Source organism: Tepidamorphus gemmatus, assembly GCF_004346195.1.
In the GTDB taxonomy this organism is placed as follows: Bacteria; Pseudomonadota; Alphaproteobacteria; order Rhizobiales; family Tepidamorphaceae; genus Tepidamorphus; species Tepidamorphus gemmatus.
This window is the reverse complement of record NZ_SMAK01000009.1, coordinates 26842-44688: the sequence shown is the minus strand read 5'-3', so window position 1 is coordinate 44688 and position 17847 is coordinate 26842. Positions and strand designations below refer to the sequence as shown.

Annotated in this window: 14 protein-coding genes; 10 read left to right on the top strand and 4 right to left on the bottom strand. The window is 67.4% G+C overall.

What is annotated here, in order from left to right; genetic code table 11:
• Positions 1–200: 200 nt before the first annotated feature.
• The 6 genes from EDC22_RS13970 to EDC22_RS13945 all read left to right on the top strand — a co-directional run bounded on the left by EDC22_RS13970 (position 201) and on the right by EDC22_RS13945 (position 9342).
• The gene (locus EDC22_RS13970; RefSeq protein WP_132807296.1) at positions 201–833 is read left to right on the top strand and encodes a LysE family translocator; all 633 of its coding nucleotides are present in this window, start codon (positions 201–203) and stop codon (positions 831–833) included.
• Positions 834–915: 82 nt separating this feature from the next.
• Positions 916–1557 (top strand): DNA-3-methyladenine glycosylase I, encoded by a 642-nt coding sequence (locus tag EDC22_RS13965; RefSeq protein WP_132807295.1) that lies wholly within the window; start codon positions 916–918, stop codon positions 1555–1557.
• A 427-nt stretch (positions 1558–1984) separates the two neighbouring features.
• Positions 1985–2986, top strand: a complete 1002-nt coding sequence (locus EDC22_RS13960) for an ArsR/SmtB family transcription factor (protein WP_132807294.1) — start codon at positions 1985–1987, stop codon at positions 2984–2986.
• Positions 2986–3891 carry a methylenetetrahydrofolate reductase [NAD(P)H] gene (metF, locus tag EDC22_RS13955; RefSeq protein WP_132807293.1) on the top strand — a complete coding sequence of 302 codons (906 nt, stop codon included), beginning with the start codon at positions 2986–2988 and terminating at the stop codon, positions 3889–3891. The genes EDC22_RS13960 and metF overlap by 1 nt, the downstream gene beginning before the upstream one ends.
• Before the next feature lie 31 nt (positions 3892–3922).
• Positions 3923–7648 carry a methionine synthase gene (metH, locus tag EDC22_RS13950; RefSeq protein WP_132807292.1) on the top strand — a complete coding sequence of 1242 codons (3726 nt, stop codon included), beginning with the start codon at positions 3923–3925 and terminating at the stop codon, positions 7646–7648.
• Positions 7649–8283: 635 nt separating this feature from the next.
• Positions 8284–9342 carry an extensin family protein gene (locus tag EDC22_RS13945; protein WP_132807291.1) on the top strand — a complete coding sequence of 353 codons (1059 nt, stop codon included), beginning with the start codon at positions 8284–8286 and terminating at the stop codon, positions 9340–9342.
• A gap of 18 nt (positions 9343–9360) precedes the next feature.
• Here EDC22_RS13945 and EDC22_RS13940 read toward each other — a convergent pair whose 3' ends face one another.
• Together EDC22_RS13940 and EDC22_RS13935 are read right to left on the bottom strand one after the other, a co-directional pair.
• Positions 9361–9858, bottom strand: coding sequence for a hypothetical protein (locus EDC22_RS13940; protein WP_132807290.1), 498 nt, complete (start codon positions 9856–9858; stop codon positions 9361–9363).
• Entirely contained in the window at positions 9848–10480 is a 633-nt protein-coding gene (locus tag EDC22_RS13935; protein WP_132807289.1) for a CGNR zinc finger domain-containing protein, read from the bottom strand. The genes EDC22_RS13940 and EDC22_RS13935 overlap by 11 nt, the downstream gene beginning before the upstream one ends.
• Positions 10481–10570: 90 nt before the next feature.
• Here EDC22_RS13935 and EDC22_RS13930 point away from each other — a divergent pair, with 90 nt between their 5' ends.
• Positions 10571–11506, top strand: a complete 936-nt coding sequence (locus tag EDC22_RS13930) for a branched-chain amino acid ABC transporter permease (RefSeq protein WP_132807288.1) — start codon at positions 10571–10573, stop codon at positions 11504–11506.
• Between the two features lie 70 nt (positions 11507–11576).
• A complete protein-coding gene (locus tag EDC22_RS13925) occupies positions 11577–12242 on the top strand; it encodes an extensin-like domain-containing protein (RefSeq protein WP_132807287.1) in 666 nt (221 codons plus the stop codon).
• Positions 12243–12441: 199 nt separating this feature from the next.
• Here the strand turns inward: EDC22_RS13925 and EDC22_RS13920 are convergent, their stop codons facing one another.
• Positions 12442–14061 carry a peptide chain release factor 3 gene (locus tag EDC22_RS13920; protein WP_132807286.1) on the bottom strand — a complete coding sequence of 540 codons (1620 nt, stop codon included), beginning with the start codon at positions 14059–14061 and terminating at the stop codon, positions 12442–12444.
• Between the two features lie 341 nt (positions 14062–14402).
• Here EDC22_RS13920 and clcA point away from each other — a divergent pair, with 341 nt between their 5' ends.
• The gene (gene clcA / locus EDC22_RS13915) at positions 14403–15749 is read left to right on the top strand and encodes a H(+)/Cl(-) exchange transporter ClcA (protein ID WP_132807285.1); all 1347 of its coding nucleotides are present in this window, start codon (positions 14403–14405) and stop codon (positions 15747–15749) included.
• 38 nt (positions 15750–15787) lie between these two features.
• Here clcA and EDC22_RS13910 read toward each other — a convergent pair whose 3' ends face one another.
• On the bottom strand, positions 15788–16288 hold the full coding sequence (locus EDC22_RS13910; protein WP_165926907.1) for a thioesterase family protein: 501 nt from the start codon (positions 16286–16288) through the stop codon (positions 15788–15790).
• Between the two features lie 131 nt (positions 16289–16419).
• Here EDC22_RS13910 and EDC22_RS13905 point away from each other — a divergent pair, with 131 nt between their 5' ends.
• On the top strand, positions 16420–17826 hold the full coding sequence (locus tag EDC22_RS13905) for an FAD-binding oxidoreductase (protein ID WP_132807283.1): 1407 nt from the start codon (positions 16420–16422) through the stop codon (positions 17824–17826).
• Positions 17827–17847: the final 21 nt, after the last annotated feature.

Below are 17847 nucleotides of genomic sequence, written 5' to 3'. Positions count from 1 at the left end.
AGGGTGATCGACGCTTCCAAGAGGCGCAGGCATCGGACGCGCGACCGGCACGCCGTCATGGACCGCCCAACGAAGCTCGTCAGATCAGGCTGGGCGGCCGATCGCAACCGCAATGAATCCGTCGAATCCGTCCGTGAAGTTCCCCTTTGCACGGATGGCGGTGGCGCGTTAGGGATTGGCCCGGCCCGGAGGTTCCGCCCATGACGCTTGAGATGTGGCTGCTGTTCGCCCCCGCCTGCTTCGCCATCAACATGTATCCGGGCCCCAACAACATGGTGGCGCTCGGCAACTCGGCCCGATTTGGCTTCGCACACGCCTATCTCGCCTCGCTCGGCCGGGTGCCGGCCTTCGCGCTCATGATCGCGATGGTGGCCGTCGGGCTCGGCGTGGTGCTGTCGGCCTCCGAGCTGTTCTTCACCCTACTCAAATGGCTCGGCGCGGCCTATCTGGTCTGGCTCGGCATCCGCATGATGCGGTCTCCGGTCGTTCTGTCGTCGCTGTCCGGCGCGGGCGTGAAGGAGCCGCTGCGCCGACTCGCCACACGCGAATTTCTCGTCGCCGCCAGCAATCCCAAGGCGATTGTCACCTTCACGGCCTTCTTCCCGCAGTTCCTGGTGCCGGGCGGCGACTTCGTGCTGCAGATGACACTGATGGGCGCCGCGTTCATCCTGTTCGAGGCGATGGCGGTGGCGGTCTACGCCTTCGCGGGCGCCCGGGTCGGCGCGCTTGCCGGCACTGTCCAGCGAATGCGCTGGGTCAACCGGATCTCCGGCGGCGCGCTGATCGGCGCGGGCATCATGCTGGCCTTCGCGCGGCGGCCGCAGGCGGCATAGACGATTGTTCCGCTTTTGTTCTTGATCGGCCGGCGGCTTGCAGGCAGTGTCGTCGGCGGTTCGCAACACGGTTCGGAGTGCCATGTCCGAGTCCATTGCCGAGGGGCTGCTGCGCCGCGAGGATGGGCGGCTGTCGTGCTGGTGGCATGGCGCCGATCCGGTCTACGCAGCCTATCACGACACCGAGTGGGGCCGACCGGTGACGGACGACCGGACGCTGTTCGAGAAGCTGTGCCTCGAAGGGTTTCAATCGGGGCTGTCCTGGCTCACGATCCTCAGGAAGCGGGAGAATTTCCGGGCGGCCTTTGCGAATTTCCACGTCGAACAGCTCGCACGCTTCGGCGAGCGGGACGTCGTGAGGCTGCTCGCCGACACTGGCATCGTGCGCCATCGCGGCAAGATCGAGTCGACCATCAACAACGCACGGCGGGCGATCGAGCTGATCGAACGGGAAGGGTCGCTCGCGGCCTTCGTCTGGCGCTACGAGCCGCAGCCGGACAGCCGCCCGGCGCGGTTCGATCTGGCAAGCCTCAAGCCCATCACGACGACCGCGGAATCGACTGCGCTGTCGAAGGACCTGAAACGGCGCGGCTGGACCTTCGTCGGGCCAACAACGATCTATGCCTTCATGCAGGCGATGGGGCTCGTCAACGACCACATCGAGGGCTGCCACTGCCGGGAGGCGGTCGAAGCCGAACGCGCGGCGCTCCAGCGGCCGGTGTGACAGAGGAATCAAGCGCATCGATTTCCCGGCAATGCCGTCGACTTCCCGGAGCGTCGGGTGGCGGTCGCGGGTGCGGAGGGGATGGCGATCCCGGCGGTCATGCCTGTCCTTCCCCCAGACCTGATCCGACCGGCGAGCTGTCATGCGGATGGAGATCCTCGCCGGTCTCGGTGAGGGTTCGTCAATCCAAGCCGCGCCGTGACGCCCCTCCGACACTACCGCACCGTGACCGCCGCGCCGTGATCGCTGCCGGGTGAGGACAGGGTTTTCGATCAGGCCGTTCGCCGCGTCATGGCGGACTGCTCACTTCACGGGCCGCGCCGCCTTTGCAGGCGGTCAGTCCGGCCAGGACGGGCGGTTTGTCAGTATCGATTGACTTCATAAAGATATCTTTATATGAACGTCTCAGGATAATGAGTGCCGACACATGCTGCCCATCTCGTCCGATCAGCTTCTCTCTGCGCTGCGCGCCGCCGGCGAGCCGACGCGGCTGCGCATCCTGGCGCTGCTGGCCGAGGGCGAGCGCAACGTGAAGGACCTCACCGACATCCTCGGGCAGAGCCAGCCACGCCTCAGCCGACATCTGAAACTGCTCGTCGAGGCCGGTCTGCTGCGCCGCAACGCAGAGGGTGCGTCGGCCTTCTTCCGGCTGGCGGAGCACGGGCCGGTGGCCGAGATCGCCCGCGACATCGTCGACCGTCTCGATCGTACCGATCCGGTGCTTGTGCGCGACCGCACCCGGCTCGAGGCTGTGCGCCGGGCGCACGCCGAGGCCGCTGCCGCCTATTTCCGCCGTCATGCCGGTGAGTGGGACAGGCTGCGCTCGCTGCATGTCGAGGAGCAGCAGGTGGAGACCGCGATCTCGCGTCTGCTCAACGATGCCCGGCTCGGTACCGTCGTCGATCTCGGCACCGGCACCGGCCGGATGCTGGAGATGCTGGGGCCGAAGGTCGGTCGCGGCATCGGCATCGACCTGTCGCACGACATGCTGGCCTATGCGCGCAACCGGCTGGAGCAGAAGGGGCTGACCAACTGCCAGGTGCGGCACGGCGACATCTACAATCTGGCGCTCGACAACGGCGTTGCGGACGCAGTGATCCTCCACCAGGTGCTGCACTATCTCGACGATCCGGCCCGGGCGATCGCCGAGGCCGCGCGGCTGCTCCGCCGCGGCGGCCGGTTGATCATCGTCGATTTCGCCCCGCACGGACTCGAGTTCCTGCGCGAGCAGCATGCCCATCGCCGGCTTGGCTTCGCGCAGGAGCAGATCCATGCCTGGATGCGTGCAGCCGGCGTCGATCCGCTCGAGCAGGTCGATCTGCCGCCCGACAGCGACGCGCCCGGCGACCGGCTCACTGTTTCGATCTGGCTTGGTCGGCAGACGGGCCACCGGGCGCGTCAGACACCCATTTCAGAGGAGGCCGCGTGATGGAAGCGACCCGTGGCAAGCGCCCTGGCGGCGGCCCGAACCTTGCCGTGTCCTTCGAGTTCTTTCCGCCGAAGACCGCCGAGATGGAGGCTTCGCTGTGGAAGGCGGTCGAGCGGCTAGCGCCGCTCTGCCCGCACTTCGTCTCGGTCACCTATGGCGCCGGCGGGTCGACGCGCGACCGGACGCACCAGATCGTCGCCCGCATCGCGCGGGAGACGGATCTGCGTCCCGCCGCGCACCTGACCTGCGTCGATGCGAGCCGCGAGGAAATCGAAGAGGTGATCTACGCGTACTGGGATGCCGGAGTGCGCCACATCGTGGCGCTGCGCGGCGATCCGGCCGAGGGCGTCGGTGCCCGTTATCGTCCGCACCCGCACGGCTTCCAGACCACCGCCGAGCTTGTCGAGGGCATCCGCCGGATCGGCAATTTCGAGATTTCGGTGTCGGCCTATCCGGAGAAGCATCCCGAATCGCCCGATTTCGACACTGACATCGATGTGCTGGCGGCGAAGGTGGACGCCGGCGCCACCCGCGCGATCACTCAGTTCTTCTTCGACAACGCGTATTTCTACCGCTACCGCGACCGGCTGGCGGCGCGCGGTATCGACATCCCCGTCGTACCCGGCATCCTGCCGATCTCCAACTTTGCCCAGGCGGCGCGCTTCGCCGAGCGGTGCGGTACCCATATCCCAGAAAGCTTCGCCGCCCGCTTCGAGGGACTGGATCAGGATCCGGAAACCCGCCTGCTGGTGGCGGCGAGCGTGGTCGCCGAGCAGGTCCTCGACCTGCTCGACAACGGCGTATCGGATTTTCACTTCTATACGCTCAACCGCGCCGAACTGGTCTACGCTGCCTGCCACATGCTGGGGCTGCGACCCGCGCTGACGACCTCGGCGGCTGCCTGAGCGTTGACCTTGCCCACAGCAGGACCGACACATGACCGCGTATCCGTCCGAAACCGAGCGGCGCATCCGTGCGCTCGCCGCCGAGCGCATCCTGGTGCTCGACGGCGCCATGGGAACGCAGATCCAGTCCCTGGATCTCGACGAAGAGGGCTACCGTGGTCGGCGCCTGAAGAACTGGGGTCACCCGCTCAAGGGCAACAACGACATTCTCAACCTGACCCAACCCGAGGCGATCCGCGACATACACTACGCCTATCTTGCAGCCGGCGCCGACATCGTTTCGACCAACACCTTCTCATCGACGGCGATCGCGCAGGCGGACTACGGCGCCGAAAGCCTCGTCGCCGACCTCAATCGCGAGGGCGCCCGTCTGGCACGCGCAGCGGCGGACGAGGCATCGAAGGCCGACGGGCGGCCGCGCTTCGTGGCCGGGGCGCTCGGCCCGACCAACCGCACCGCGTCGATCTCGCCAGACGTCACCGATCCGGGCTACCGGTCCGTCACCTTCGACCAGCTGGCCGCCGCCTACGCGGAAGCGGCACGGGCGCTGATCGAGGGTGGTGCGGACATCCTGCTGGTCGAGACGATCTTCGATACCCTCAACGCCAAGGCGGCGATCTACGGACTGGAGACGGTCTTCGACGAGATTGGCCGCAGGCTGCCAGTGATGCTCTCGGGCACAATCACCGACCTGTCCGGCCGGACGCTGTCGGGCCAGACGCCGACCGCGTTCTGGTACTCGCTGCGTCACGCCCGGCCGCTGTCGATCGGTCTCAACTGCGCGCTCGGTGCCAAGGAGATGCGACCGCATCTGGCCGAGCTCTCGCGGGTCGCCGACACCTTGGTCTGCGCCTATCCGAACGCCGGCCTGCCCAACCATTTCGGCGGCTACGACGAGGGTCCGTGCGAGACCGCACAGCATATCGCGGAGTTCGCGGAGGCCGGGCTGGTCAACATCGTCGGCGGCTGCTGCGGCACGACACCTGACCATATCGCGCATATCGCCGAGGCCGTCCGGCGGTTCCCACCGCGGCAGGTGCCGGCGCTGAAGACCTACATGCGGCTGTCGGGGCTCGAGCCGTTCACGCTCACCGAGGAGACGAACTTCGTCAATATCGGCGAGCGCACCAACGTCACCGGCTCGGCGCGCTTCCGCAAGCTGATCAGGGAAGGCGACTTCGCGGCAGCGCTCGATGTCGCGCGCCAGCAGGTGGAGAACGGTGCCCAGATCATCGACGTCAACATGGACGAGGGTCTGCTCGACTCTGAAGCGGCGATGGTCACCTTCCTCAATCTGCTCGCCGCAGAGCCGGACATTGCCCGCGTGCCGGTGATGATCGACTCCTCGAAGTGGAGCGTCATTGAGGCGGGGCTGAAGTGCGTGCAGGGCAAGCCGGTGGTGAATTCGATCTCGCTCAAGGAAGGCGAGGCCGCGTTCCTGGAGCAGGCGCGCAAGGTCCGGCGCTATGGCGCGGCGGTGGTGGTGATGGCCTTCGACGAGGCCGGTCAGGCCGACACGCTGGCCCGCAAGATCGAGATCGCCGAACGCTCCTACCGGTTGCTGACCGACAAGGCCGGCTTTCCGCCCGAGGACATCATCATCGATCCTAATGTGTTCGCCGTCGCGACCGGGATCGCCGAGCACAACAACTACGGCGTCGACTTCATCGAGGCGACGCGCTGGATCCGCGCCAATCTGCCGCATGCGCACGTGTCAGGCGGGCTGTCCAACCTGTCGTTCTCGTTCCGCGGCAACGAGCCGGTTCGCGAGGCAATGCATTCGGTGTTCCTCTACCACGCGATTGCCGCGGGACTCGACATGTCGATCGTGAATGCCGGCCAGCTGGCCGTGTATGACGATATCGACCCGGAACTGCGGGAGTTGTGCGAGGACGTTGTGCTGAACCGCCGCGAGGACGCGACGGAGCGGCTGGTTGAGGCCGCAGCGCGCTTCAAGCAGGGCGGCGCCGAAAGGGAGGCGAGGACGCTCGAATGGCGATCCTGGCCAGTGGAGAAGCGCATCGAACATGCGCTCGTTGCGGGGATCGCCGATTTCATCGACGAGGACGTGGAGGAGGCGCGCAAGGCCGCGAAGCGGCCTCTCGATGTGATCGAAGGCCCGCTGATGGCCGGTATGAACGTGGTCGGCGACCTGTTCGGCGCCGGCAAGATGTTCCTGCCACAAGTGGTGAAGTCGGCCCGCGTCATGAAGAAGGCGGTCGCCTATCTCGAGCCGTTCATGGAGGCGGAGAAGCGGCTGCTCGGCATCACCGACCGTCCCGCCGCCGGCAAGATCGTCATGGCGACGGTGAAGGGCGATGTCCATGACATCGGCAAGAACATCGTCGGCGTTGTCCTCCAGTGCAACAACTACGAGGTCGTCGATCTCGGCGTGATGGTGCCGGCCGAGAAGATCCTCGAGACGGCGCGAGCCGAAAAGGCCGACATCATCGGCCTGTCGGGACTGATCACGCCCTCGCTCGACGAGATGTGCCATGTTGCGGCCGAGATGGAGCGTCAGGGCTTCGACCTGCCGCTGCTGATCGGCGGGGCGACGACCAGCAAGGTACATACCGCCGTCAAGGTCCACCCGAACTATCGCAAGGGACAGGCAATCTATGTGACCGATGCGAGCCGCGCGGTGGGCGTCGTTTCCAGCCTGCTGTCGGAGGAGCAACGCCTGCGTGTCTATGAGGAAACGCGCAGGGAGTATGCGCGGATCGCCGAGGGCCACTCGCGGGCGCAGGACAACAAGGCGCGGCAGACGCTTGCCGATGCCCGCGCCAACCGGCTGGCGCTCGACTGGACCGGCTACGTGCCGCCGGTTCCAACCTTCCTCGGCACCAGGGCGTTCGCCTCCTATGATCTTGCCACGCTCGCCCGCTACATCGACTGGACGCCGTTCTTCCAGACCTGGGAGCTGACCGGCCGCTATCCCGAGATTCTGGATGATCCCCGCCAGGGCGAAGCTGCCCGCCAGCTGTTCGCCGACGCCGAGGCGATGCTGGCACGCATCGTCGAGGAAAGGCTTCTCGAGGCGCGTGCAGTGATCGGCTTCTGGCCGGCCAATGCGGACGGGGACGATATCGTGGTCTTCGCGGATCAGCAGCGCACGACTCGGCGGGCGGTGCTGCACACCCTGCGCCAGCAGATGTCGCGGCGCGGCTCGGAGCGGGCCAATCTCGCGCTCGCCGATTTTGTCGCGCCGTTGTCGAGCGGACTTGCCGATCATGTCGGCGGCTTCGTGGTGACGGCGGGCCACAACGAGACGGCGGTGTTGGCGCGATTCGAGCGGGCCAACGACGACTATTCGAAGATCCTGTTCCAGGCGCTCGCCGACCGGTTGGCCGAGGCCTTCGCCGAGCACATGCACGAACGGGTCCGCCGCGAGTTCTGGGGCTATGCGCCGGACGAGGCATTCACCAACGCAGAGCTGATTGCCGAGGCCTACCGGGGCATCCGGCCGGCGCCCGGCTATCCCGCACAGCCCGACCATACCGAAAAGGGGACGCTGTTTGCACTGCTTGATGCCGAGGCGGCGGCCGGCGTGCGGCTGACGGAATCCTTCGCGATGCAGCCGGGTTCTTCGGTCGCCGGCATCTACTTCTCGCATCCGGCGAGCCGGTATTTCGGGCTCGGCAAGATCGAGCGCGATCAGGTCGAAGACTATGCGGCGCGCAAGGGCTGGAGCGTGGAGCAGGCGGAGCGGTGGCTGGCGCCGGTACTGGCTTATCTGCCGGCGGCTCGGGCCGCCTGAGCCGCCGGCGACAGGTTCAGCCGATGGATCCTTCGCTGCGCGCGCAGCCTGGTGCAGGATGCCCGGCGACGCGGACGCGGCGGACGTGATGTCGGCAGCAGCAGCCGCGACTGGCAGGCCGGACGGTCAGTGATCTGCCCAAGCAGTCAGATCTGCTCAAGCGGTCAGGGCAACTCCGCGACGCTCAGCCGCCAGACGGCCCGGGGAAGGACGAGCGCACGGCGAACCCGGCGCCTTCCCTGCCTCGGCAAGGCGTGCGACCCATCTGCGTACCCGTCAGAAAGCGCCGACCACGATCGCCGCGACGAATACGAATACCGCACAGGTGGCGAGAAATTCGGCGCGCCTGATGAAGGCCATCATCGTCGTGCGTCTCCGCCTGTCGTTGTTACAAGACTGTAACCCGATCGGAGAGGTAGACGAAAAGGATTCGTCATTGCACTGCAGCAATCCAGGCTTTTCAGGGTGGAAGCTGTGCATGACCTGGGCCATGCTATTGCCCCGGAAGGAGCAATTCCCGGAGACGAGGAAACCGGTTCTCCGTCAGGAAGTGTGACGAAACAGAGAGTTGGAGCGAATCTTCGAGCCCGGCGCACGATGGTCCGCTCTGGCGAATCAGGCGCGGACGGACGGCCATGCGCGCGCGTGTCGCGGGAGTGATCCTGGCCCTGGTATTGCCGCTCGAGGTCGCCGGCAGCGAGGCCGATGTGCCGCTGCCGCCGGAGCGGCCGACCTTCGGCGATGTGCGGCTGGCTCAGTCCGACACCGCGCCGCCGCTGCCGCAACCGCGTCCTGACCGCGACACGGACCGCGCGCCCGCAGGCGGGCCACCATTGCCGCAAGCGCGGCCGGGCAGCGTGCCCCTGCCCGCAGAACGCCCCGCCGGCACCGGCGATGGACCGAGTCCGACCGACACGCCCGGCGTCGCGCCGGCCGACTCCGGGTCGGATGCCGGAGGTTCGCGGGACGCGGTTTCCGGGACGGCGGGGTCCCCCGACGCGCCGGCAGCCGATGCCACGCCAGCCGACGGCGCCAAGGCAGCGGAGGCGCCCGCTTCGGCGGGTCCGTCCGAGCCGCCCGATCATACCGCCGGCGAGGACGAGCCGTCGCAGCCGCCACCGCTGGAGGACCTCGGGGAGGGGCTTTCGCCCGCCTGTCCGGCGATCGAGGAGGCGCGCGTGTCCGGGCGTCCGTTGCCGCCCGTTCGCGACAGCGCCTGTCCGGTGCCGGCGATCTATGCAATATCGTTCGTCGGCTCGAGCCGGTCGGTGCGGCTGGAGCCCGAAGCGGTGGTCAACTGCGCCATCGCGGAGCGGCTCGACGAATTCGTCGAACGGGTCGTCGAACCGGCCGCCGTCGAGCTACTGGATGCGTCTCTTGCGACGTTGCATGTCGCCGGGTCGTATGTCTGCCGCACGCGCAACGGCGAGCCGGACACCCGCCCGAGCGAGCACGGGCTCGCCAACGCGATCGACATCTCCGCCTTCGAGCTTGCGGACGGGCGGATTGTCGCGGTCGGATCCGACTGGACCGGCGACGGGCCTGAAGGCGAGTTCCTCAGGCGTGTCCACGCAGCCGCATGCGGTCCGTTCACGACGGTGCTCGGCCCCGAAGCCGACGCCTTTCACCAGGATCATCTGCATCTTGACCTGCAGCGGCGCGGCGCCGACGGGCGCACGACCTTCTGCCAGTAGGCGCGAGCAAGGCTCCGGCTATTCGCCGCGCACATCGGCGTTTTCGGGATTGGGCGTGTAGCCGGGACCGATGGTCAGGGGGCGCTCTGGCAGCACGGACTGGTCGAGCTTCGATCGGATCACCCGTGTATGGGTCTCCAGCACCTCGCCCGACGGGACACTCAGGGTCACGACCACGGTATAGTCCCGATCTGCCATCACTCCCTGCAACGGTCCGGAGTCGAGCGAGAAGCGGGTCTGGTTGTCGCGGGCCTGACGGCTGACGCGGATCGGCGACCCGCCGGCGGGATTCTCGAATTCGGCGGTGAGTTCGGCACCGGGCGGCAACGGCCGGTGCGCCACCACAGTCACGCCGTAGAAGACCTCGGCGATGCGGTAGTTGAACACGAAGCCGCCACCGACGATCTCGACATAGGGGCCATCGTCGCTGTCGCCGCAGCCGGCAGGGGCCAGCAGCGCAACGAGGGCGACGAGCATGGCCAGCCGATGAAGGAATGAACCGATGTCACTGGTCATGGTGGTTATCCTGGTTGGATGCGCGGACCTGATGGTGCCGTCGTGCCTTGGCCCGGTTGCCGCAGGTGAGCATGTCGCACCAGACCCGACTCGTGTTGCGCGAGCGATCGACGAACAGCCAGTGGCAGGCGGGACAGCGCTTGATGCGACGGATGGCGGGCGATAGCGCGAGCGACAGGGCCGAGTGCGCGATCGCCGCGCGGGCGGTCGCCGCCGACGCTGCCACAGACCTGGCGGTGGCAGGGGCGAAGCCATCGCCAGTCGCGACGATCTCGACGGCGGACATCGTGCTGCCGAGTGCATAGAGGATGAAGCGCAGGGAGAGAGGGGGCGGCGATCGCCCTGCGACGCAGGATCGGAACATGTCGTCGACCGCTTGCCGCAGCACCAGCAGATCGGCGAATGCGGCCGCATCGAAGGCGTCGCCCGTCAGTTCCAGCATCGGATGATAGGCGCCGGCGGTGCCGAAGCGACAGGCCGCACGGAGCCAATCGGCGAGATCCTCGCCGGAGTGCAGCCTGTCGCCGCGTCGGGCGGGATCGTCCGCATAGTAGACGGTGTTGGTGAAATCCAGGCACAGCGCGCCGCCGACGAACTGGCGTCGGGTCCAGGGAAATGGCATGATGATATAACTATTGTCTTCCACTTTGATAGTTAGATACGATACCCGGCATGGTTGCCGCAAGGGGCGGCGCAGGGGGCAGGTGCCGAGATGAGTGCGGCGGAGGCGGCCTATCTGCTGCAGCAGACCCTGAACGCGCTTCAGGTCAGCGCATTCTATGCGCTCGTGGCGGTCGCCTACGTGCTGTTCCACGGCATGACCGGCCGCTTCAATCTGGCCTTCGGCGCGTTGGCAATGTGGGCCGGCTATCTGATGGTCGGTGGCCTGGGCGGCCTCATCGGGCGCAGCGGACTGCCGACCGGCGTGCTGATCCTCGCCGTCGGCGGGATCGCGGTCCTGTCGACCGGATTGACCGGAGCGGTCGCCGGGCGCCTCGTCGCACGGCCGCTTCTCCGGCATCCGCCGCTGGCGATGCTGGTTGCCACCATCGGGCTTGCGATCATGCTGGAGGAGGCGATGCGGCTTGCCGCGGGAAGCCGCGAACTCTGGATCAGGCCGCTGCTCGTCCGGCCGCTCTTCAGCATCGAGGCGCCCGGCTTCCTGGTGCAGGTGACGTTCATGCAGGCGGCAGTGTTCGGGCTTTGCGTGACTCTGGCGGCGGCGCTGGTCTGGCTGATCGACCGCAGGCGCTTCGGGCGGCTGTGGCGGGCCTGCGCGCAGGATCTCAGGATGGCGGAACTGCTCGGTGTCGATGCCGGCCGCGTCTTCGCGACGACGATGCTGCTGTCGTCGGCCTATGCGGGTGCGGCGGGTGCGCTGATCGGGCTCTACTACGGCAGCGCAAGCTTCTACATGGGCTTCATGATCGGCACCAAGGCGCTGTTCGTGGCGATCCTCGGCGGGCTCGAATCGGTGCGCGGGGCCTTCGCCGGGGCGCTGCTGCTCGGCGTGTTCGAATCCTTCTGGTCTGCCTGGTTTCCCGGAGATTTCCGCGACGTGGCGGTGTTCGCCGTGCTCACCTTCCTGCTCGTGTTGCGGCCGACCGGCCTGTTCGCCGGCGCGGCGGGACAGGCGCGCCCCGGCTGAGCGCGTCAACCGAACATTTACCCTTCCGCTTAACGTCGCATTTGTCTCGAAGTCGAATGATGCGGCCGTCATGGCGCGCATCTCCCTCACAGTCGTCCTTGCGACGATCCTGTTCGTCTTCGCTGGCTGCACCAGCTCGCGCTATGCCTACCGCGAGCAGGCGTGGCGCAAGGATTTCGAGGCGATCTGCATGGCCAAGACGCCGATCCGGCGTACCAGCTACGCCGAGCCGATGTCGCGGATCAACGATCGCGGGGTTTGCGGGGTCTGGCAACCGATCAGGGTTTCGGCGGCGCTGCGTGGCTATGTCGGCTTCTCCACGCCAGCCATACTGACATGTCCGATGACCCATGCCGTGGACGGCTGGATGTATCACAGCGTGCAGCCGGCGGCTGTCCGCTACCTCGGCGCCTATGTGACCGGCATCAGCAACATGGGATCGTATGTCTGCCGTACCCGCAATCACAAGTTCGGCGCCAAGATGTCCGAGCATGCCTTCGGCAACGCGCTGGACATCGGCTCGTTCACCCTGTCGGACGGACGCACGATCAGCGTGCTCAACGACTGGAACGGCAGCGATCCGGCGGCGCGTGCCTTCCTGCGCGAGGTGCACAAGGGCGCATGCGGCATGTTCACGACCGTCCTCGGTCCGAACGCCGATGCCGCGCACCGGGATCATTTCCACATCGATCTGGCGCGGCACAATGCCGGCAACAGCTACCGGTACTGCCGCTGAGCATCGGGATTGCTCAGTGCGGCCGGCGTTTCCTTCCGATCTGCCATCGACCTGCGGGCATCCGGAATGACGCCTGGTCGGGGCCGGAATGCCTGGGCACCTGCGGGACCGCGGAGTCTCTCCGTGTTCGCCCGGTTCGCCGCTTCCGTCCTGCGCCGGTGACGTCTGCGATGACCCGGCCGGGTGGGGACGGCCGGCGTCAGCCCATCTCGCGGGTGGCGAGGAAGCGGATGGCGGGGGCGTTCTTCTCGGCGCGTTGCAGCGCCCAGGCGCTGGCGGCGAAGAACACCGGATCGCCGTAGCGGTCCTCGCCCATGTTGGCGCGGTTGAGCGCGATGAACCTCTTCAGTTCCGCCGGATCCGCGCTTGCCACCCAACGGGCGGTGTCGTACCCGATCGGCTCGAAGCCCACCGGCACCCCGTATTCGGCCTCGATGCGGGTGCCGAGCACATCGAGTTGCAGCGGGCCGACAACACCGACGATCCAGTCTGCGCCGATCATCGGGCGGAACACCTGGGTTACGCCCTCCTCGGCGAGATCGCCGAGTGCCTTGGAAAGCTGCTTGGCCTTGATGGCGTCGGACAGGCGGACGCGGCGGATGATCTCCGGGGCAAAGTTGGGAATGCCGGTGAAGCGCACCTCGCGGCCCGAGGTCAGCGTGTCGCCGACGCTCAGCGTGCCATGGTTGGGGATGCCGATGACGTCGCCGGCCACCGCCTCGTCGACGGTCTCGCGGTCCTGGGCGAAGAAGAACATCGGATTCGAAATGGCGAGATCGCGCCCGGCGCGCACATTTCTCAGCTTCATGCCGCGCGCGAAGATGCCCGAGCACAGCCGCACGAAGGCGACGCGGTCGCGGTGGTTCCGGTCCATATTGGCCTGGACCTTGAACACGAAACCGGTGACGTCGGGATCGCCGGGCGCGACCGGCTCCGGCTTTGCGGGCTGCGGTGCCGGCGGCGGCGCCCACTCGGCGACGGCGCGCAGCAGTTCGGCGACGCCGATGCCCTTCAATGCCGAGCCGAACAGGATCGGCGTCATGTGACCTGCCCGATAGGCGTCGATATCGAATCGCGGCAGCGCGGCAGCAGCCAGCTGCAGCTCCTCGACAGAGCGGGCGGCATTCGGGTCGGCCATCAGCTCGGTGTCGCGCGACAGGGCATCGATATCGGCGGAAATCGGGCGGCCCGGCGCGCCGTTGCTGCCGATCAGGCGGTGGGCAGCAAGGTCGATACAGCCCTTGAAGTCGACGCCCATGCCGAGCGGCCACAGGACGGGTGCAACGTCGAGGGCCAGAGTCGAGGCGATCTCGTCGAGCAATTCGAGCGGGTCGCGGCCCTCCCGGTCCACCTTGTTGACGAAGGTGATGATCGGAATGTCGCGCAGCCGACAGACCTCGAACAGCTTCAGCGTCTGGCTCTCGATGCCCTTGGCGACGTCGATAACCATGATCGCGGAATCGACCGCGGTGAGCGTGCGATAGGTGTCCTCCGAGAAGTCCGCGTGACCGGGCGTGTCGAGCAGGTTGAAGGTCAACCCGTCGCGCTCGAAGGTCATCACCGACGAAGTGACGGAGATGCCGCGCTTCTGCTCGATTTCCATCCAGTCCGAGCGGGTGCGGCGCTGCTCGCCGCGGGCGCGCACATGGCCGGCCATGCGGATGGCGCCGGAGGCCAACAGCAGCTTCTCGGTCAGGGTCGTCTTGCCGGCGTCCGGATGCGAGATGATCGCGAAGGTGCGGCGGCTGCGGTAGGCAGCCTGCCGGTCCGGTCTGCGGGCGGCGGCCGGCGCGGTTGCGGTGTCGAGCGTCTCGGTCATGTCCTCGGCCTGAACGGAAAGGGCGCGCGGACCATAGGGGAGCCGCGCGCCCGTGTGTACCCCAACTTATGTGGGGAAGCCTGTTGCAAATGCGAGGGAATCGCCCACAGGCTAGCATCGCAATGGTGAACGGCCTGTCGAGTGGATCCCGGACGACGACGCGCGCGACGGCCTCAGCGCCGGCAGCCGTGGCGCGGACGGCGAACGTGCTGCTCCGTCAACGGGGTAATTGCCGGCCTGGCGATTTGGTTAGAGTTCGGCGGTTGTCCGCGCCATCCGGCAGTGGCGGCCGGCGGCAGGGCGGGGAAGGGTGATCCGGGCGGCCCACGGGGGGGCATAACGTGCCGGATTCGGCGGAACGACCATACCCGGACCGACGGGCCGATACAGCCTTCTTCGCGCTGGCAGCGGGCGTCGGGATCGCCACCGGCACCATCGGCACGGTCTTCCATCTCATCGTGGACGCGCTGCTGGCCTGGCCGGTCTGGTTGCAGGCGCAACTCGGACGGGGTGTCGCGGCGGTGGTCGTGGCCGCGCTGGTCGCGGCGGCGATGGCGCTGGCCTCCGCCGTCATCGTCGGACGGTTCGCGCCGGAAGCCTCCGGCAGCGGCGTGCAGGAGGTCGAGGGCACGCTCGACGGGCTGAGGCCGCTGCGCTGGCGCCGTGTGCTGCCGGTCAAGTTCTTCGCCGGCATCCTGTCGCTGTCGTCCGGCCTGGTGCTCGGCCGCGAGGGGCCGACCATCCACATGGGCGCGAGCCTCGGCGGCGCGCTGGCCGACTGGGGCCGTGTCGCGCTGCGCGAGCGCCGCGGGCTGATCGCTGCGGGTGCTGCGGCCGGACTTGCCGCTGCCTTCAACGCGCCGATCGCTGCCGTCCTGTTCGTCATCGAGGAGACGCGGCGGCAGTTTCCCTACACGTTCAGGACATTTGGCGGTGTGATTGTCGCCTCCGTGCTGTCGGCGGTGATCACCGAGCGGATTGGCGGTGTCGGGCCGAACCTCGCCGTCGAGACCAGCCGGGTGCCGCTATGGGCACTGGCAGCGTTCCCGGTGCTCGGAACTGTCATCGGCGGGCTCGGCGTGCTCTTCAACCGCATGATCCTGCACGGCCTCGAACTCGTCGATCTGGCCGACCGGCGCGTCCGATACGCGGTGCCAGTCGCGGTGGGGCTGCTGGTCGGCGTACTGCTGATCGTGCTGCCGGAAGCCACCGGTGGCAACGAGGCGCTGATCCGTCGGCTGGTCACGGAGACCAACGGGCCGCTGCTGCTGCTCCTGCTGGTGGCGATCCGGCTGGTGATGTCGGTGGCGAGCTACGTCGCAGGCGTTCCGGGTGGCATCTTCGCGCCGCTGCTGACGCTTGCGGCGGCGACCGGGCTTGCGGTCGGCGTCTTCCTGACCGCGCTCGTGCCGGACCCCGCACTGCCCGTTGCCTTCGCGGTTGCGGCGATGGGTGGGTTGTTCACCGCCTCGGTGCGGGCGCCGCTGGTCGGCGTCGTGCTGGTGCTGGAACTGACCGGCGCCTACGAGGTGGCGCTGCCGCTGCTGATCACCTGCGGCATCGCCCATGTCACGGCGGAATGGCTCGGCGGCAAGCCGATCTACGAACAGCTTCTCGACCGGACCCTGGACCGTGCCGGGCTCCGGCGGCCGACGATCGACGCGCGGCAGCACACCGGGCTTGCCTGACGGACGGTCGGCCAGGTGGCGACCAACGCCTGCGGCAATCAACCCCTGCGGATGCCGATCGTGCTGCCCGCCTGTTCAGGGTGCGGCAGCATCGCATGCGCCGCCCGCATCGCCGCCATCCGCTCGGCCACCGCAGCCGGCCATGGGCTGGAGCGTTTGGTCGCCAGGTCGACATGTATCGACATCATCTCCAGAGTCGCAGCCAACCACCCCATGTCGGCCTGTACCATCTCCATGAAGATGTGGGCCCGCTTGGCGTCATGATCGAGCAGCCGGAACCGCAGCTGCACCGGATCCTCGAGCCTGAGCTCGCGCAGGTAGCAGACATGCGCCTCGAGGGTGAAGAACGAGGCGTTCTGCGTCGCGGCATAGTCCGGGCCGAGGCCGAACAGCAGGAAGGCCTCGTCGAGGCCACGATCGAACAGGACATGATAGTAGGCCATGTTGAGATGGCCGTTGTAGTCGATCCAGCCGGGCTCAATCGCCATGCGCCGCGTCACGACCGGGGCCGGGATCGGGTCGGTGCCGGGGAGAGTCATCATGAAGTCCGCTTGCCTGATGCCCGCTGCAGCATGTCGCACGGTCGCATGGTGATTTGGCGTCCTTGGTGTTTCTGCTAGTGTGAGAGCAAATCTACCGAAATCCGGACGTGTTGGAAGGATTCCCTGCGATGCCTGTTACCGCGCAGTCGAACGTCAGAGCCGTCGGCGATGTCCGTGCCGCGATCGAGGCGCTGCAGGGACGCTTCGGCGAGCGACTGTCGATGGCGCAGGCGGTACGCGCGCAGCACGGCAACACCACGACCTGGCATCCCAACCAACCGCCGGATGCCGTGGTCTTTGCCGAGACGACGGAGGAAGTCGCCGATATCGTGCGCGTCTGCGCCGGTCACGACGTCCCGGTGATCGCGTTCGGCACCGGAACCTCGCTGGAGGGGCAGGTCAACGCGCCGTTCGGCGGGATCTGTGTGGACATGAGCCGGATGAACCGGGTCCTGCAGGTGAACGCGGAGGATCTCGACTGCACGGTGCAGGCGGGCGTCACCCGCAAGCAGCTCAACACGGAACTGCGCGCCTCCGGCCTGTTCTTCCCGATCGACCCCGGGGCGGACGCCAGCATCGGCGGCATGACGGCGACCCGCGCCTCCGGCACCAACGCGGTTCGCTACGGCACGATGAAGGATGCGGTGCTGTCGCTGACGGCGGTGATGGCGGACGGCACCATCATCCGCACTGCGCGGCGGGCGAAGAAATCGTCGGCGGGCTATGATCTTACCCGCCTGCTCGTCGGTTCGGAGGGGACGCTCGGCATCGCCACCGAGATCACGCTCAGGCTGCACGGCATTCCCGAGGCGATCGCGGGCGGCGTCTGCCCCTTCACGACGCTGGAGGGGGCCTGCAACGCGGTGATCGCGACCATCCAGTCGGGAATTCCGGTTGCCCGTATCGAACTCCTCGACGAGGTGCAGGTCCGCGCCTCCAATGCCTATTCGCGGCTGTCGCTGGCCGAGACGCCGACGCTGTTCGTCGAGTTCCACGGCTCCGAGGCTGGCGTCGCCGAGCAGTCGCAACGCTTCGGCGAGATCGCCGCCGAATTCGGCGGCGGACCGTTCGAGTGGACTCAGAATGCCGAGGAGCGGACCGCGCTGTGGCAGGCGCGTCACGACGCCTACTGGGCCTGCCGCGGCCTGCGTCCCGGGCTGGAGACCTTCGCGACGGATGTTTGCGTGCCGATTTCCCGCCTGGCCGAATGCATCCTCGAGACCAAGGCCGACATCGAGCGGCTCGGGATGCTGGCGCCGATCGTCGGCCACGTCGGCGACGGCAACTTCCACACCTCGGTGCTCGTCGACATGAGTGATCCGGCCGATATCGCCCGGGTCGAGGAGTTCATGACCCGCCTCGTCGAGCGAGCCATCGCCATGGACGGGACCTGCACCGGTGAGCACGGGGTGGGGCAGGGGAAGATGAAGTATCTCGATGCCGAACTCGGCGCGGCGGTCGAGGTGATGCGGGCGATCAAGCGTGCGCTCGACCCCAAGAACATCATGAACCCGGGGAAAATTGTCCGTATCTGACAAGGATCACGGGGCAGGGCT